Annotated in this window: 15 protein-coding genes and 2 tRNA genes; 8 read left to right on the top strand and 9 right to left on the bottom strand. The window is 50.8% G+C overall.

Translation table 11 applies throughout. The features are described from left to right. Positions 1 to 1,266, bottom strand: coding sequence for a YihY/virulence factor BrkB family protein (locus HUN04_26190; protein WDP93019.1), 1,266 nt, complete (start codon positions 1,264 to 1,266; stop codon positions 1 to 3). Between the two features lies 1 nt (position 1,267). After that, the gene (locus HUN04_26185) at positions 1,268 to 2,263 is read right to left on the bottom strand and encodes an NAD-dependent epimerase/dehydratase family protein (protein WDP93018.1); all 996 of its coding nucleotides are present in this window, start codon (positions 2,261 to 2,263) and stop codon (positions 1,268 to 1,270) included. A gap of 103 nt (positions 2,264 to 2,366) precedes the next feature. On the opposite strand from HUN04_26185, the gene HUN04_26180 reads away from it, so the two are divergent. Together HUN04_26180 and HUN04_26175 are read left to right on the top strand one after the other, a co-directional pair. Continuing rightward, a tRNA-Gly gene (locus tag HUN04_26180) sits at positions 2,367 to 2,441 on the top strand. A gap of 31 nt (positions 2,442 to 2,472) precedes the next feature. Further along, positions 2,473 to 2,547 (top strand) — tRNA-Gly (locus tag HUN04_26175). A 68-nt stretch (positions 2,548 to 2,615) separates the two neighbouring features. Here HUN04_26175 and HUN04_26170 read toward each other — a convergent pair. Then, positions 2,616 to 3,572 carry an ornithine cyclodeaminase family protein gene (locus HUN04_26170; protein WDP93017.1) on the bottom strand — a complete coding sequence of 319 codons (957 nt, stop codon included), beginning with the start codon at positions 3,570 to 3,572 and terminating at the stop codon, positions 2,616 to 2,618. A 165-nt stretch (positions 3,573 to 3,737) separates the two neighbouring features. On the opposite strand from HUN04_26170, the gene HUN04_26165 reads away from it, so the two are divergent. After that, positions 3,738 to 4,364 carry a phosphoesterase gene (locus HUN04_26165; GenBank protein WDP93016.1) on the top strand — a complete coding sequence of 209 codons (627 nt, stop codon included), beginning with the start codon at positions 3,738 to 3,740 and terminating at the stop codon, positions 4,362 to 4,364. Here the strand turns inward: HUN04_26165 and HUN04_26160 are convergent, their stop codons facing one another. Both HUN04_26160 and amrA read right to left on the bottom strand, forming a co-directional pair. After that, positions 4,365 to 4,634, bottom strand: coding sequence for a transcriptional regulator (locus tag HUN04_26160; protein WDP93015.1), 270 nt, complete (start codon positions 4,632 to 4,634; stop codon positions 4,365 to 4,367). A gap of 93 nt (positions 4,635 to 4,727) precedes the next feature. Next, positions 4,728 to 5,303, bottom strand: coding sequence for an AmmeMemoRadiSam system protein A (gene amrA, locus HUN04_26155; GenBank protein ID WDP93014.1), 576 nt, complete (start codon positions 5,301 to 5,303; stop codon positions 4,728 to 4,730). A gap of 338 nt (positions 5,304 to 5,641) precedes the next feature. On the opposite strand from amrA, the gene HUN04_26150 reads away from it, so the two are divergent. Then, the gene (locus tag HUN04_26150) at positions 5,642 to 5,971 is read left to right on the top strand and encodes a hypothetical protein (protein WDP93013.1); all 330 of its coding nucleotides are present in this window, start codon (positions 5,642 to 5,644) and stop codon (positions 5,969 to 5,971) included. A 32-nt stretch (positions 5,972 to 6,003) separates the two neighbouring features. On the opposite strand, the gene HUN04_26145 is transcribed toward HUN04_26150, so the two are convergent. Continuing rightward, positions 6,004 to 7,581 carry a DUF3369 domain-containing protein gene (locus HUN04_26145; GenBank protein WDP93012.1) on the bottom strand — a complete coding sequence of 526 codons (1,578 nt, stop codon included), beginning with the start codon at positions 7,579 to 7,581 and terminating at the stop codon, positions 6,004 to 6,006. A gap of 12 nt (positions 7,582 to 7,593) precedes the next feature. Continuing rightward, on the bottom strand, positions 7,594 to 8,958 hold the full coding sequence (gene purB, locus HUN04_26140; protein ID WDP93412.1) for an adenylosuccinate lyase: 1,365 nt from the start codon (positions 8,956 to 8,958) through the stop codon (positions 7,594 to 7,596). A 301-nt stretch (positions 8,959 to 9,259) separates the two neighbouring features. Between purB and HUN04_26135 the strand changes: the two genes are divergently transcribed. From HUN04_26135 to HUN04_26125, 3 genes are read left to right on the top strand one after another with little or no spacing between them, the layout of a single operon-like run. Further along, positions 9,260 to 9,544 carry an integration host factor subunit alpha gene (locus tag HUN04_26135; protein ID WDP93011.1) on the top strand — a complete coding sequence of 95 codons (285 nt, stop codon included), beginning with the start codon at positions 9,260 to 9,262 and terminating at the stop codon, positions 9,542 to 9,544. A gap of 26 nt (positions 9,545 to 9,570) precedes the next feature. Continuing rightward, complete coding sequence (locus HUN04_26130; protein WDP93010.1) at positions 9,571 to 10,824, top strand: M48 family metallopeptidase; 1,254 nt, start codon at positions 9,571 to 9,573, stop codon at positions 10,822 to 10,824. A gap of 5 nt (positions 10,825 to 10,829) precedes the next feature. Then, positions 10,830 to 11,345 carry a YfcE family phosphodiesterase gene (locus tag HUN04_26125; GenBank protein WDP93009.1) on the top strand — a complete coding sequence of 172 codons (516 nt, stop codon included), beginning with the start codon at positions 10,830 to 10,832 and terminating at the stop codon, positions 11,343 to 11,345. Between the two features lie 27 nt (positions 11,346 to 11,372). Here HUN04_26125 and HUN04_26120 read toward each other — a convergent pair whose 3' ends face one another. Further along, the gene (locus tag HUN04_26120; GenBank protein ID WDP93008.1) at positions 11,373 to 12,011 is read right to left on the bottom strand and encodes a DnaJ domain-containing protein; all 639 of its coding nucleotides are present in this window, start codon (positions 12,009 to 12,011) and stop codon (positions 11,373 to 11,375) included. 179 nt (positions 12,012 to 12,190) lie between these two features. On the opposite strand from HUN04_26120, the gene HUN04_26115 reads away from it, so the two are divergent. After that, a complete protein-coding gene (locus HUN04_26115) occupies positions 12,191 to 13,903 on the top strand; it encodes a DUF89 family protein (GenBank protein ID WDP93411.1) in 1,713 nt (570 codons plus the stop codon). On the opposite strand, the gene HUN04_26110 is transcribed toward HUN04_26115, so the two are convergent. Beyond that, on the bottom strand, positions 13,900 to 15,513 hold the full coding sequence (locus HUN04_26110; GenBank protein WDP93007.1) for a DUF4125 family protein: 1,614 nt from the start codon (positions 15,511 to 15,513) through the stop codon (positions 13,900 to 13,902). The two genes, HUN04_26115 and HUN04_26110, sit on opposite strands and share 4 nt — an antisense overlap. Between the last annotated feature and the right edge of the window lie 33 nt (positions 15,514 to 15,546).

Genomic DNA, 15,546 nt, shown 5'->3' with positions numbered 1-15,546 from the left:
TCAGATATCTTTGATTTTCCTTTCCCCTGCAGACTTCCGGGCCGCGCCTTCAAAACGCTCAAGGCTCTCCTCAAGGGCTCTGGCCACAAACGCACCGTCCGGTACCGCCACATCATCCCCCTGTCTCTCCACAGCAGAGAGGACATCCATGATGCTCATACATTCCACATCCATGGCCGGTGTATAACCGGCAGGCGCATCTCCGGACGGATTTACTTCAAACAACACCTGGGAGGCCACCAGGATTTCCAGAAGATGGCGGACAACGGCAGGGGGGAGATCCAATTCCCGGGATAATTGTTTATGGGTCACAGGCGGACCGTTCCTGACAAACCGTCCCACACACAGGCGGACAATGCACAGCATGAAAAATTTGCGGGACCTGGGACTCAGGGTCTCCGGATTTATATCCCTGGAAAGGTGAAAATCCGTATTTTCCCACTCGAAAGCAATTTCAGCGCCGAAAAGCAATACGATCCAGGATGTCTGGAGCCAAATTAAAAACAGGGGGAGCGCGGCAAAACTGCCGTAAATCGCATTGTAGGAGGCCACCCCCACCTGAAACTTCAAGTAGGCCAGCTGAAGGAACTGGAACAAAGTACCGGCAATGACACCACCTGCTGCGGCCGCCCTCACATCTACACGTTTATTGGGCATGATCATGTAAAAAAGAATAAACAGAATCCAGGTAGACAAATAGGGAAAAAGATTAAATCCAAAGGAAACCATCCCTTCAAGGGGCAGGCCCAGGGCAGCAAGCAGTTTTTCAAGCCGGGTGGAAACAAAAATATTCACACCGCCGGAAAGAATGACCAGCAGCCCGGCAGCCAGGGAGATGGTAAGATAATCGGTGATCTTCCGGATCAGTGAGCGGCCGTCGGCCACCCACCAGATCCGGTTGAATGTCCCCTCAATGGTGGCCATGAGTTTAACCAGAGAGTAAAGCAAAAGGAGGATGCCCAGGACCGCCATCAATCCTCCCTGGGTTTTTTCCAGCAGATTATTGGAAAAAGTCAGCACCCGGGCAGCGATTTCCTCCTGGCCGGCAAACAGGGTCATCACTTCGTTTTCAAGGTATTCCCTGAACCCGAAACCTTTTGCGATACCAAAGGCCATGGCCATCACCGGCACAATGGCAAAAAGAGTGTTCAAGGATAGGGCCGATGCACTCAGGGCGCACTGGTCCCGTTGAAAATCCTTGGCCGCCTGCCATAATACCCGTCCTGTTTTCTTTACAATCTGCCGGAGCCCGGGATTGGCGTGCATATTATTCTCCTTTTGAAAGCCAGGCCCTCAACCGTCTCAGGCCCTCTTCCGTGGACACCGCCGGGGCATATCCCAGCTCCCGTTTGGCCCTTGAAATGTCAAACCAATGGGAAGTGGCCAGTTCCTTGGCCACAAAGCGGGTCATGGGGGGATCGCTTTGAATGCCCAGCAGCCCGTAGATCTTTTCAAATACCCACCCTGCCGCATAGGCAGTTTTCGCAGAAACACGGCCTGTTATCGGCGGTTTCCCGGCCGCGGCCAAAAATTCATTGGCCAGGGTCCATTTTGATATGGGGTCATCCTGGCTGATAAAATAAATATTCCCGGACAATTCAGGCTGCACCGCCAGCTTTTCCGCAGCCAGAATATGGGCATCCGCCGCATTGTCCACATAGATGGTATCCACCAGATCGTCCACACGGCCCACAATTTTTAACCGCTTTCCCCGGCTGACGATCCTGGGAAGCAAATGGTTGTCCTCCGGCCCCCAAATGAGGTGGGGCCTTAAAATGATCGCCGGCAGTCCCGCTTTGGCCGCCCGGACCACCTCTCTTTCCGCCAGCGCCTTGGTCTCCGGGTAAGGTCCCAGGTATCGGTCCGGATAGGGCGCAGACTCATCGACATTTTCCATATCCGCGTCGTCAAACACCACTGACGGAGAACTGGTATGGATCAAACGGGACACGTTGTTCTGCCTGCAGGCCTCAATCACATGTAGCGTTCCCCGGACATTGACATCATAATAGCTTTCCCATCTGCCCCACATACCGGGCCTGGCTGCCACATGAAATACCGTATCCACCCCCTTGACTGCCGGGAGCACCTCTTCTCTTTTGGTCAGGTCCCCCTGGATCTGGGTTACACCGAGTTCATCCAGATCTGGATAGCGTTGTCGTGAAAAAGAACAAACCTTTATTTTTTCCCTTACTAATTTTTTCACAATGGCCTTGCCCAGAAAACCACCGCCGCCGGTAACCAATACTTTTCTTATTTCCATTTCCCTCTTATATCAATGCGTTAAAAATTTAGTAAAAAATAATCCAACTCTTTGCTTGACATCCCATAAGGATTCCTGTAGATATGCTTCCGTCTTCAGCTGAGCGGGAATAACTCAGTGGTAGAGTGCGACCTTGCCAAGGTCGAAGTCGCGGGTTCAAATCCCGTTTCCCGCTCCATTTCTTTTTTTGCTGACAAGACATTTGCTGAGCGGGAATAACTCAGTGGTAGAGTGCGACCTTGCCAAGGTCGAAGTCGCGGGTTCAAATCCCGTTTCCCGCTCCACACACCCTTTCCAATATTTTCCCTTTTTTCCAGACCAGCACCCTGAAAACATGACAAATGCTGAATTTTTAAAAATCAAGTTCAACACCGAAACCATTTTCTTTTGACAATTCATAGAGCACGGCAGCCACGGCCAGGTCAAACAGGGCCATGCCCACGGATTTAAAGAAGGTGGTACCGGCAGCTTGACCGCCTGCAGCCCCGGCTAAGGATGCAAAGGGATGGATGTTATCTTCTTTCACAATGTTACGTTCCAGGGGAATACAAATATCTCCGGATTCCTTTGCTGCAAAGGGGGTATCCACATACACCTGATCCGCTGTTTTAATTACAGCATCGGGAAACTCCTTCATGTCAGGCCTGAAGGACCCGATGGAGATAAAGGTTTTTCCCTTGACCAAATCACAGTCATCACTGAACAGAGGCCTGGCACTGGTTGTGGCCGCTATGACAAGCGCGGCATCCTTAACCAGGCTATCGGCATCCTCTGCCACCCGACAGGTGAGCCCGGGACAGTCCGCCGCCAATGATTCAGCCATTTTCTCTGCGGCAGCCCTGTTGGGATCAAAAATACTCAGGCTGCTGATTTCACGGTTCAGCAGCAGATACCTGGCCTGGCTCATCCCCTGGACCCCGGCCCCGAAAATCCCTGCTGTTTTTAATCCCGGATTCGTCAGCCTGTCTACAGCCAGCCCACCGACGGCGCCTGTGCGCTCGGCTGTCACGGCGGCACCGTCCATAATGGCCAAAGGCCTTCCGCTCATATTATCGGAAAGCGTCATGATCCCGTTCACCACCGGCACCCCCATCTGCGCCGCACCTGGAAATACCGAAACCAGTTTGGTGGCAAAGTAATCCCCTGCAAAGCAGGGCATGAGCAGCAGCGTATTGTCCCCGTCCCCCACGTGAATGCGGTCAGGCATATTGAATCCGCCGTTATTCATCAATTCATAGGCCCTTTGGACAGCATCCTGAATCCGTCCGCGATCAATTCGGGCAATATCTTTTTTATTAAGAAAGAGCATGAACTACCTCCGGAAACGTTATCAATTAGTCTCCCCATACCATAGTCATAAAAAAATCGCCATGAAAAGGGCAGTGGGCATGCAATTCACCTCAATTTATGCTATTTAAGCCCATTCCGATTTAAACAATAACACTAATTTTTTTTAAACATAAAAGGAAAGCGTATGGCCTCAGGCGGTGAACAAATACTATGCATCAACCGAAATACCCTGCCCTCCGCATGGGTTGAAAAACAAACCGTTCTTCCCATGGAGATTACCACATTCACCGAACAGTGCAGCCGGAGTGGATTTGCCTTTGCCGACCGGGCAGGGGCGGAGGAAGACCCTGGCAGAAAACAGATCATACCCTATATCCTGCTCCAGACCCGGGACGGATCCCTCACCGCCGCCTATACCCGCAGAGGCAGTGAAAAACGCCTCCATGACCTCTGGTCATTGGGTATCGGCGGCCACATCAATCCCATTGACAGCCGTAATAACGACAACGGAGGCCCCTGCCCCCCTTTCAAGGACATTTTAATCACAGGAATGGAAAGGGAACTTGATGAAGAGCTTATCCGGCGGCCGAAAAAAGACAGGCCTGAATTCATGGGAATCATCAGCGAAGATATCACCCCGGTGGGCAGTGTGCATCTGGGCGCTGTATTCAGAATCCTGACAGAAACCCCTGACGCCTATCTCCCCGGAGATGAGTTGTACCGTTTTACCTGGCTGCCCACCAATGACCTTGGCGGGATTAATATGGAGTTGTGGTCAGAACTGGCATTGGAACTGATTAACCGCCAGTGATTAATCGTTGAACTGATTCAGCAGTTTCAGCATGACTGAATCCTTGTTTTTCAGCACCTTGGAGCCCCGGGTGATTTTGCACAGGCTTATCCCGTACTTCTCGGCAATCTTGCGCTGGGTCATCCCCCTGTGGAGGTCCTTGAGCAGTTTCCAGCGAAGCGAAATATCCTCAAGCTCGGCCGGGGTAAAAAGGTCTTGAAAAAAATTGCTTAGCTCGTCCAGTTCTTTAATGGACAGGACCATTTCCAGAAGTTCTTGATCTACACTCATATTTAAAACTCACACAATTGTTAATCCGGTCATACCGCTTTTTTTGAATTTGCAGCGAATGTACCTGTTTTGCCGGAATTTACAAGTTAAAAATCATATTTTTTCAGAAAATGACCGGACTTCATAGGTATACACCTCCGGTACATCCGTTTCCCAGGCCGTTGGCGAAAGCCCGGCTTTCATACATAGACGGCTTAAAAAATCCTCTGCCTCAGGTAGTTGCTCCCACACCTGGGGCAGAAATGTGGCCCTGGCCCCTCTACTTTTAATAATCACCCCATGGATACCGGGCTTAAGCTTATCCACCAGTTCTTCCGGGCTGGCAAACCCGAGCTTTTCAGGCAGAGAAAGCAGACTGATCTCAATATCCATCTCATGGAATTCCTCAGCCGTCAAAGGGGTAAACCGGGTATCGCTGAACGCAGCCTGGCGTGCATTCTCCCGAACACCTTCACCCAAGGGATTCACCGGTTCAATGGTCCCGATGCATCCCCTCAGTGCCCCATGGATGTGAAGGGTGACAAAAAGCCCCTGTCTTTTCTTTAAAAACTCCGGGGTTTCCGCCCCTTCCGAAGGGACGTCACCGAATCCCAGTTTTTCTCCGATGCTGGCCCTGGCCAGTGCCAGAAGGATCCGGCCCTGTTCTTCCATTTTTGCGTCGCCTCCCATTTATACCACCTCCTGCAACTGAATTTGGAATGCAGATTAACACCCCGGCCCATATATTTAAAGCGAAACTTTGGCCTGCCGGGCATTCCACGCAAAATTCAAAACGAAACTTTAAAATACGGAGCAATTCACAGCAATTCAACGTAATTCAAAGATAAACCACATAGATTATCAACAGGCAAAACGTGGAACCATTGTATTTCCGACCCATTTTTTCCTCTTGTTTTCAAACGCTTAACAATAACCGGATTTGACTCGGTTATCAATCTCTACTATCGTGAAGTTTAATCGCAGAGGCAGACGAAAAACAAACTCACCACGAACCGGACAAACCTACAATGACGATTATTGACCGAAAACTAAGGCTCAAACTGATGGAAAACGGGGTGGAACCCACCCTGATTCCAGGTTTTATTCGTAGCCTTGCCAATGCATTTCTGGTCAATCCTGATATGTCCCTGTGCCAGGCAAACAAGCGTCTGAAATACCTGGGCTGGGAGGATATTGAAATTGATTACCACACCTTTTCGCTGGCAATCAATTCACTGGAAACCAAGGGCCTCAATCAATTGGAGTACAAATCCGCCCCCTGGTATATCTCAAGCTTCAAAACCGGTCCGGTCATCAAAAGCAGGCAACCGGTCCATTGCGGACTCCCCGTCACCTGATTACCTGTTATGCCTTTGGCGGATGCCCCGCCCTACTCGGGAAACCTGCGGTTTATCTCGTAAAACTCGTCAAGATGGCCTAAAAAGAGGTCAACAAGCTTGGAATCAAAATGGCTGCCTGAATCCCGCTTAAATGTATCCACGATCTTTTCCACCGGCCATGCCTCCTTATAGCACCGTTTATGACTCAGGGCGTCGAAAACATCTGCCACAGCTGCAATACGACCGTAAATATGGATGTCTTCACCTTTCAGCCCCCTGGGATATCCCGAACCGTCCCATTTTTCATGGTGTTCATAGGCTGTTATGGCCGCCGCCTTCATAATGGGCCGGTTTGATTTGTTCAGAATCTCATGGCCGATACGAGCATGGTCACGCATCACTTCAAATTCCTGACGGGTAAGCCTGCCGGGCTTATTCAGGATGGATTCCGGCACACCTATTTTTCCCACATCGTGCATGGGAGAGGCCAACCGCAGCAACTCGGCCTCATCATCATCCAATCCGTATTTTTTGGCCAACAGGTAACAGACCTCAGCCACTCTTGTAACATGGTGGGCGGTTTCCTGGGAGCGGGTTTCCACCACTTCCCCCAGAATCAAGATCACCTCTTTCTGGGTATTTATGATTTCCCTGGCAAGAGTGATATTGTCGAAGCCAATGGATACGTTGTTGGCATAAACCCGGAGCAGATACCTGTCTTCGGAGGAAAGACGGTCCGCATTTTTAAGCAGCAGCACACTGGAAACCCCTTCTTTGGTGCGGAAGGTCTCGATATATGTATCGGCCACAAACACCTCGCCCCCGGTCTTGGAAATACGGACGTATTCATTAAGTGCCTCTGTGGTCAAAACAGCCTCAATGGGAGTGCCGTCCATGCCCTCAAACTCACCGCTCCCGGCAATCATCAGCACCTTGCCTGTGGGCATACCGATAAAAAAACCTGAAGAAAATGGCGCCTCCTCCTTGCATTTAAAGATACGGCAAAGCTGTGCAAGGACCTGGCTGCCAAAGGCCCTGAAAGAGGTTTGATTAAATACGAGGGCAGTGGAATTAATAATGGCCTCCAAGCCTTCCTGGTTCCGCTCAATGGCCTTGAGGTTTTTATAGGCCCTCAGGCAGGCGGTTACGCTGGTAAAAAGACGCTGGGCGGTAAACTCTGGCTTGGTGCGGTATTCATTAATGTCGTACCTGGAAATGATGGCATGCTCGGGGGCTTTTCCCGGCTGACCGGTCCTAAGCACGATCCGGACAGTTTTGTTCTCCATTTTTTCCCGGATGTATTCCACCAGTTTAAGCCCGGTATCCTCCTCCTCCATGACCACATCCAGAAGGACCATGGCGATATCGGGTTCCTGATCAAAGATGGCTTTGACCTCCTGCCCGGAATAGGCACTGATCATTGCGACTTCCCGGTCCTCAAAGGTGAATCCCTTCAATGTGATCCGGGTGATGTCGTGCACATCCTTTTCATCATCAACAATCAGAATTTTCCAGGCACCCTCGATATCTTCCGGTCGCAGGGACTCCTCGCAGGGTTGGGAGTCTTCTCCGGCAAATTCAAGGGGGCCGTCAACTGCCTTTTGAGATTTCAGCCCCATATCTGCCATTTCTCTCCTTGATTATTTATTTTGAAAATACCTGTCCACAAGTGATTCCGCAAGGCCAATATAGGTATCCGGGCTGAGGGTTTCCATCCTCTGCTTCACCGGGCCTGGGACTTTTTCAAGCCCATCCACAAAGGCGGTCAGCTCAGCCTTGCCAATTTTCCGGCCCCGGGTCAGATCTTTTAACCGTTCGTAGGGATTTTCCTCCCCGTAAACCCGCATTACAGTCTGGAAGGGTTCTGCCAGCAGTTCCTGGTTGTCAGCCAGATCCCGGGCCATCACCTCGGCATTCAAGTCCACCTTGGCCAGTCCCTTCATGGCATTTTTAACCCCGATGGCAAAATATCCAAAAGCAGATCCCAGGCTCCGAAGCACGGTACTATCGCTCAAATCCCTCTGGAACCGGGATTTCTGGAGTTTCACCGCCAGGTGCTCCATCATGGAGATGGCAATTCCCATATTGCCTTCGCTATTTTCAAAATCAATGGGGTTTACCTTGTGGGGCATGGTTGAAGAGCCGGTTTCGCCCTTCTTCACCCGCTGCTTAAAATAGCCTAAACTGATATACCCCCACATATCCCGGTCAAAGTCAATCATGGTTGCGGCAGCCCGGACCATGGCATGGAGGACCTGGGACAGGGCGCTGTTGGGGTTGATTTGGGTGGTAAAAAGAATCGGTTCAAGATCAAGGTGCCGGGAAATGAAGCGTTCCGAGGCACCGATCCAGTCAATATCAGGGAAGGCAAAGAGATGGGCATTATAATTTCCGGTTGCCCCGTTTATTTTGGCCTGGACCTTTTTATTTACCAGAAAATCAATTTCCTGGTTCATCCGCCAGGCAAAATTAACAAGTTCCTTGCCCACAGTTGTGGGGGTGGCGGGCTGACCGTGGGTCCTGGACATCATTGGAACTGATTTATACGCTGTTGCTTTCTCTTCCAGGTCGGAGACATACCCCTTAAGCAGCTCCGCAATAATGGTTTTGCCCTGTTTGAGCATCAAGCCGTAAGCGGTGTTGTTGATATCCTCTGAGGTGCAGGCAAAATGGACCCATTCACGGATTTCCCCAAGTCCTGCCTGATCCATTTTCTCTTTGATCAGATACTCCACGGCTTTGACATCGTGGTTGGTCTTGCGCTCAATTTCCTTTACCCTCAGGGCGTCTGCCTCACAGAAAGACTCAACCAGAGTGTCCAAGGCCGAAAGATCCGGTATCTGTTCACCGGCAAGTTTCAGGTCATTGATAATAAACTTGAGCCATTCCACCTCCACTTTTACGCGGTGGCGGATCAGTCCGGATTCGCTGAATATCTCTGCCAGTTCCCCTGTCAACCTGGCATATCTTCCGTCAAGGGGAGTAATTGCTGCAACCTGTGTCATCATTTCTCCGTGGTGAAAACCGTTATTTCCAGAATTTTTGTTCCGGGATTCGAAACCTGCTAACATAATAGCATGGCGGCAAACATTTTTTCCATACAAATACCAGACTATGGGGGAATTCTCAATCTAAAACAGGCCATGTTACCATCCCCTGGCATTGCCCATGGAAACCGTCCGCGAAACATAACCGATCTCCCTTGACAAGGGCCCGGGTTTTAAAGTATTTTAGCACTTCATTTTTTTATGACAATCAATATTTGAATACCTAATATTATAAAAGGTATTGCAGGAGTAAAATTTTATGGCATTAACGAAAACCATCATTGCAGAAAGGATACAGGATCAACTCAACCTTTCAAGAACAGAGACCTATGAAATCATGGAAGAGTTCCTCGAAATCTTTAAAGAAACCATTGAAAACGGTGAAGACATCATGATCAGCGGTTTCGGAAAATTCTGCGTTAATGAAAAAAAGGCCAGAAAGGGCAGAAATCCTGCAACGGATGAAGAAATGGTCCTTCCGGCCAGACGTGTGGTCACCTTCAAATGCTCGGGCAAGCTCCGGGACCAAATCAATAACGCCTGACCCACACCAACACAGGACAGTTGCCGATGCTGCTGACAGACCAAACCATCACTGCCATTATACTCGCCACCCTGATCGGTGCCTACCTGATGAATCTGGCAGCGGATTATCTGAACATCGGCAACTTAACCGCCTCACTCCCACAGTCCTTTGAAGATGTTTTTGACAAGGACCGGTACAAAAAATCACAAGCCTACCTGAAAGCCGGCACCCGGCTCGGGCTGGTGTCCGCCAGCGCAGACCTGTTACTGCTGCTGGCGTTCTGGTTTCTGGGCGGATTCGGTTTTCTGGATGACTTCATCCGGGGCCTGGAACTTGGCCCGGTACTGTCCGGGCTGCTTTTCATCGGCATTCTGGCAGCCCTGAAATCCATTACCGCCCTGCCCTTTTCAATTTACAGCACCTTTGTCATTGAAGAGCGTTTCGGGTTCAACAAGACAACACCCGGACTTTTTATACTGGATATGGCTAAATCAATACTGCTCTCCGTTATTCTGGGTGCAGCCCTGCTTTCGGCCATTTTCTGGTTTTTCATGACGGCTGGCGACTGGGCCTGGCTGATCTGCTGGGGCGTCACCTGCATCTTTCTGCTGGGAATCCAGTATATCGTGCCCACCTGGATCATGCCCCTGTTCAACAAGTTCAGCCCATTGGAGGACGGCCCTTTAAAAGGGGCCATATTCGCCTATGCCAGGTCCATTGACTTTTCCCTGACCCAGATTTTTGTCATGGACGGCTCCAAACGCAGCGCTAAATCCAATGCTTTTTTTACAGGATTCGGCAAAAATAAGCGGATTGTGCTCTACGATACCCTGATCAAAGAACAGGAGACAGACGAACTGCTGGCCGTATTGGCCCATGAAATGGGGCATTACAAAAAAAAGCATATTCAGCGGCGGTTGGCCTTTGGGATCGGCCAGATGGGTATCATCTTTTATCTGCTCTCCCTGTTTCTCAACCATCAGGGGCTGTTCAGCGCCTTTTTCGTGGACACGCCTTCGGTCTATGCCGGACTGGTATTTTTCAGTATTCTCTTTTCACCCATCGACCTCGTAATTTCCATTATCATGCAGGCCGCTTCACGGAAGGACGAATACCAGGCAGACCGATTTGCCGCCCGGACAACTAAAAATCCCGGTGCCCTGATATCCGCTCTGAAAAAGCTGAGTGCCCACAACCTGTCCAACCTCACCCCCCACCCCTTTTTCGTTTTTTTAAACTATTCCCATCCCCCGGTGGTGGAACGGATTGCCGCCCTCAGCCTGATGGACAAAGCCTAAACGCCATGTCCAGGCTTCTGGTATTTGCAGATATCCACGGCAGCCTTGGAGCGTGGCTGACCGTCAGGGCCCTTCTTTCCGGGGATGACAGCCTGGCTGTGGCCGGAGATTTATTCGACACCAGGTATGGTAATTACGGAAATCCGGATTTTCAGCCGGACGAAATCCGCTCGGATCTGCGGGCCTTGAACCATTCCCTGCATTATGTATACGGAAACTGTGATGCGGCATCTTTTTGCCCGGGGTACGAAAACGAAAAAATATTTGAAGTATTTGGGAAAAGGATCGGCATCCACCACGGCCACAGGGCCTTTTCAGATTCCATTGGGCTTGATGTGCTGATCCAGGGACACACCCATTTATGCCACCTTGAACGGCAGAACGGACTCATCCTGATGAATCCCGGCAGCATCACTTCCCCCAGAAACCAACTGGCCACCTACGGTATGGTAGACGCAAATGGCGCCGCCCTTGTTGAATTGAAATCCGGAAAAATCCTGGCTGCCATTCCCTTTGAATAAAAAAAAGCGCCCGTACGGCGTGGCGTACTACTCTCCCAGGCCATCCACCCGACGGACGGGCGAAATCTTTTCCACCCTGCCGATGCCGCCTTCCTGGGATCGCTGCTGCACTGATTTCATTCTCTTTTTCAACGCCATGTAACGCCTGTAATTGTCATAGGGCATTGCCGGCCGCCGAACCGCCCTGCCCTCACGGCATGCACTCCCATGAAGGCCCGGCGCCACCCTATTGAACACCGACTTGAAATCCCTTTGCTTTTTTGGGGCAGCCTTCATTTTTCGGTCAACTTTCATTTTTCGGGAACGAACTTTTGCCTGCTCCCTCGTCCTCCCGGGCTGTTTTTTAAAAAAGGTACGGAAAGATGAAAAAACACCGAATTCTTTAACGGGTTCAGTTTTCGGATTCCTTTTCCGGACGTGGGATTCGGCTTCAGCCGCATTGCACTCCGGTTCCTGCTTTGCCGGTTCAGCCAGCAACGGCTTAAGGCTCATGAAGGCGGCGTTGATCTCCTTCATCCTGGCCTCGGCCCGCCGGGCCCCTTCAGGGTCTCCTGCAAAGCGGTCAGGATGCCAGATCTTGGCCTCGGCACGAAAAGCTGCCTTCACCTGCCTTGAATTTGCCTGGGGAGGCAGTCCCAGTATGCCGAATGCGGTTTTTCTGTCCATGACCGGACCATACCCCTGGAGGACGGTCAGGTCAAGGCCCGACAATACAAAAGGGATAATACAAATCCTTCCGCCCGGATTTGTAAATCCCAATCTAAAGTGATAAGGTTTTTTTGATATATTTGAGACGGCACAAAGGAGATCTTATGACTGAAGCTGCGCACACTCCATGGCGAATAATGGAAGATGATCCGAACCAGAACGCATGGCTCACCGCTTTCTTCCTTGAAAATCACATCGACCCCTTTGCCTACCCCACCAAGGTCGGCACCCTGGAACAGATCGAATTCATGGTTTTTCCAGAAATAGATGAACGATTCTACCCCTGCTCGGACAAAATGTTTTCCGCCATCATGTCCCGGAAAAACGGACGATTCATCAATGAGCGGTACAATGCCGTATACGACAAAATTATCGGGCTGGTGGATGAATTCATCGATTCCGAATATGATAAAAAATTTCTTAGGTCCCTGCTCAAAATTAAATATGACCACGAAATCAGCAGCCACCTGCTCATCCCCTCACGATTGGAGAAACGCCTCTATAAGATTTTTTTGAGCCGGACCCACATTGAAGACCCTTATGCCAACCGCAAAAAAGAAGAAAACAAAAGGGCCAGCAGGCTCATTGCATCTGAAACCTTTAAAAAGGCCTTGAACCACATCAACGGCACCATTGACAATATTGAGGAATTAAACCTTTACCAGCTGCGAAAAAAAATAAAAGAAATTGAATTTCTAAGGCTGCTCAGCCTCCTGGCCCAGGGGAACCTCTGGCAGGACAGGGACTTCAAGGTACCGTCCCTTGCAGCAGTCAAAGCGTTCTTTGATGTCAAAATTTCCGGCCAGGGCCTTGACCGGTTGCTCCCCCTGCTCCACCGGCCCAAAAGCAAATTCCTATGGCTGCTGGATGAAGCCGGTGACGCGGTTATTGATATCGCCATTGCCAAATTTCTGGCGGAACTTGGCCATGTTGTCATCCTGGCGGTCAAGGAAACCCCGTTTTTTAACAAGATCTCCCTCACGGATATCCGCACCGACAACACCCTGGCAGACGCCCTTGGAAACGCCCATTTCATCCATGACAAAACCATCAGCAAAAACAAGCTGGTCCAGCGTCTGAAACAGGATGAAAACCTTTATGTGGTCTCCGACGGGACCCAGGAAACCCTGAATCTGCTGCTGGTTTCCACCGCTTTTTCCAGAATATTCAAAGAGGTGGACTGCATAATTTCAAGGGGAAACGAGCAGAAAAACCGCCTCATCCATACCCATTTCCGGTTCACCCGGGACATCATCAATATAACAGCCGAAGAAGGCGGCCTGTCCGTAGTTTTCAAACCACGGCACCCGGATTTCATCAACTTTTCCCACACGGACCTTGAAGAAAAGGCCGGTAAGATAATCGACCAGATGAAAGGGGCCAAGGCCAGAAACATGACCGTTATGTTCTACAGCGGCATCATCGGCTCAATTCCCGGCAAAATCGATGTGGCCAAAAAAATCATGGGCCAATTCATCGACCACCTTCACAACCAGTCTGCAAACCTTTTCATCATCAATCCCTCGCTCTATTATGAACAGGGTATGGATGCCGACGACCTCATGTATATGTGGGAAATTGTACAGCGGAGCGGATATATTGATATCTGGCGCTTCCAGACCTCGGAGGACATCGCGGAAAGCTTTGCCCTATTGAATAAAAAGGTGCCGCCGGAATGGATCGGCAAAGATTCCACCTACAGCACCGGATGCACCAAGGAAATGCGGATTGCCCAGGATGTCCAGAAAAAAAACCCCGAAATGCAGCTCATCGGCCCGGCAGTAGACAAATTTATGCGAAGGGACGAGTACGGGGTTGGCTCCATGTACGATCAGCGCCTGGCCGATTAGGCAAGGCGCCTTGCGCCCTCCGCCCGGTTTAGGGAATCATAGCCCTTTTCCCGGACCAGATATCCGTAAATCCGTTCCGGAAAGGTCTCGCCGTGGTTCCGGCAGTCCAGGATATCGTCATACAAAGAGGCCAGGGTTCGTTCCGAATAGGTTTCCAGCTCGCCCCTGAGATAGGTTTCAAAGGAGACGATATCGGCCCGGTCCTCTTCCCGGGTCAGGGGTCTTCCGCCGGACATGATACCGGGATACTTGCTGATAAATGCGTTCTGCCATTCCACCAGTACATCGGCAATCAGGTCTATATAGCGGCTGTTGTTCTCCTTTGGGATGAGATTCTCCATCCTGGCATATTTATAGGTCATCAGATTTTTCTGCCGAACCTGGGCGTCCTCCAGGTCCTTGAGATAGAGGGACAGGGTCTTTGGGGACCAGACCATCAGCTGGGCGGTCCTGTGAAGCCGGAATTCTTCAGGGAAATCCCTGCATGTGGGGCAATTCTTCCGGGCCGGGTCCAGATCAGCCCGGTCATTCACCGTTGAAAACATCGCCCATTCCCGCTTAAGAATATTGGAGATCAATTCTCGTTTTGACAATTCCTGTCCGTCTCCCCCGGACGGGGCGGGTCCGGACTTGGCATCCCCCCTGGCTTGGCTATTGCCATCCGAGGCGCCCTGCCACTGCCTGCCCCTGAATTCCTCGTCACCTATCCGGCTTAGGATACTGGGCACATGGTCTATCAAAAAGGGGCGGTTTCCATCACTTACCCCCTTATCGCTCAGGGCCTGAATCATTTTCTGACAGATAGTATCCAGCAGCTCCCCGGCGGCCTGCCAGGCCTGCCCCCCGGAAGTGCCGGCATCATTTACGCCAAGAAGCCGGCATACCAGACTGTAAATGTCCCCGCCCATAAAAGGCAATTGCCGGGCACCGGCAGCCAACCATTTATAGTACGGCGCATAAGCTTTATTCAGCAGAAAGACCAGCTTGAAAATTTCTTTGCAGAATGCAGTCTTGGCCGTTTGAATCACAAAGGGATCATTGCGCTGGATTCCCCGCTGCCAGTTATACTGGCCGGATTGTCCTGCCCTCATGCAGGCGTCGGCAATTTTTTTAAGCCATATGTCCCGGGGATAGAATCCCTCCAGGTCCCTGCGCCATTGGGAAAATGTTCCCAGCGGATCGGAAAAAACCCGGCCGTTAACGCACAGGGCCAGGTTGGCACTGGGGATATCCCATTCATCAAGATTCTGGGGCGGGTGGTCCAAACCGGTGTACCGTTTGAAAAACGCCTCAATTACCATCACACCGACCCGGCCGGTTTCACCGGCGCTCTCCCGCCTCGGGCCGAAACCTAGAAAATCTTTAGGCAGCGCGTCGTAACATTCCTGAAGTTCACGGCCGTACCGCTGAAAGTCATCCCGGGTCACCCAAAGGCAGAATCCCGGTCCCCAGTCATGGTCCCGGGAAAATTCATCATCAAATCCAAAACATTCCGACCCCGGACCGGCCAACCCCACGGCCACCCTGTCCATCAACGCGCCAAACCGTTTTGAAAACGTATCTTTCCCCACTTCCGAATAATACCGCTCGCTTAATTCCAAGCCCTTCATCTCGCTGCCTTATTTTGTATCCTTAAATCCAGA

Origin of the sequence: Desulfobacter sp. (genome assembly GCA_028768525.1) — a bacterium.
GTDB lineage: Bacteria > Desulfobacterota > Desulfobacteria > Desulfobacterales > Desulfobacteraceae > Desulfobacter.
Note: the sequence above shows the minus strand (reverse complement) of the source record. Positions and strands in the feature narration are given on the sequence as shown.

Excerpts from the sequence above, each read along its gene's own strand:
- HUN04_26190 (WDP93019.1), bottom strand. The coding sequence starts at position 1,266 with ATGCACGCCAATCCCGGGCTCCGGCAGATTGTAAAGAAAACAGGACGG.
- HUN04_26185 (WDP93018.1), bottom strand. The coding sequence starts at position 2,263 with ATGGAAATAAGAAAAGTATTGGTTACCGGCGGCGGTGGTTTTCTGGGC.
- HUN04_26170 (WDP93017.1), bottom strand. The coding sequence starts at position 3,572 with ATGCTCTTTCTTAATAAAAAAGATATTGCCCGAATTGATCGCGGACGG.
- HUN04_26165 (WDP93016.1), top strand. The coding sequence starts at position 3,738 with ATGGCCTCAGGCGGTGAACAAATACTATGCATCAACCGAAATACCCTG.
- HUN04_26160 (WDP93015.1), bottom strand. The coding sequence starts at position 4,634 with ATGAGTGTAGATCAAGAACTTCTGGAAATGGTCCTGTCCATTAAAGAA.
- amrA (WDP93014.1), bottom strand. The coding sequence starts at position 5,303 with ATGGGAGGCGACGCAAAAATGGAAGAACAGGGCCGGATCCTTCTGGCA.
- HUN04_26150 (WDP93013.1), top strand. The coding sequence starts at position 5,642 with ATGACGATTATTGACCGAAAACTAAGGCTCAAACTGATGGAAAACGGG.
- HUN04_26145 (WDP93012.1), bottom strand. The coding sequence starts at position 7,581 with ATGGCAGATATGGGGCTGAAATCTCAAAAGGCAGTTGACGGCCCCCTT.
- purB (WDP93412.1), bottom strand. The coding sequence starts at position 8,958 with ATGACACAGGTTGCAGCAATTACTCCCCTTGACGGAAGATATGCCAGG.
- HUN04_26135 (WDP93011.1), top strand. The coding sequence starts at position 9,260 with ATGGCATTAACGAAAACCATCATTGCAGAAAGGATACAGGATCAACTC.
- HUN04_26130 (WDP93010.1), top strand. The coding sequence starts at position 9,571 with ATGCTGCTGACAGACCAAACCATCACTGCCATTATACTCGCCACCCTG.
- HUN04_26125 (WDP93009.1), top strand. The coding sequence starts at position 10,830 with ATGTCCAGGCTTCTGGTATTTGCAGATATCCACGGCAGCCTTGGAGCG.
- HUN04_26120 (WDP93008.1), bottom strand. The coding sequence starts at position 12,011 with ATGGACAGAAAAACCGCATTCGGCATACTGGGACTGCCTCCCCAGGCA.
- HUN04_26115 (WDP93411.1), top strand. The coding sequence starts at position 12,191 with ATGGAAGATGATCCGAACCAGAACGCATGGCTCACCGCTTTCTTCCTT.
- HUN04_26110 (WDP93007.1), bottom strand. The coding sequence starts at position 15,513 with ATGAAGGGCTTGGAATTAAGCGAGCGGTATTATTCGGAAGTGGGGAAA.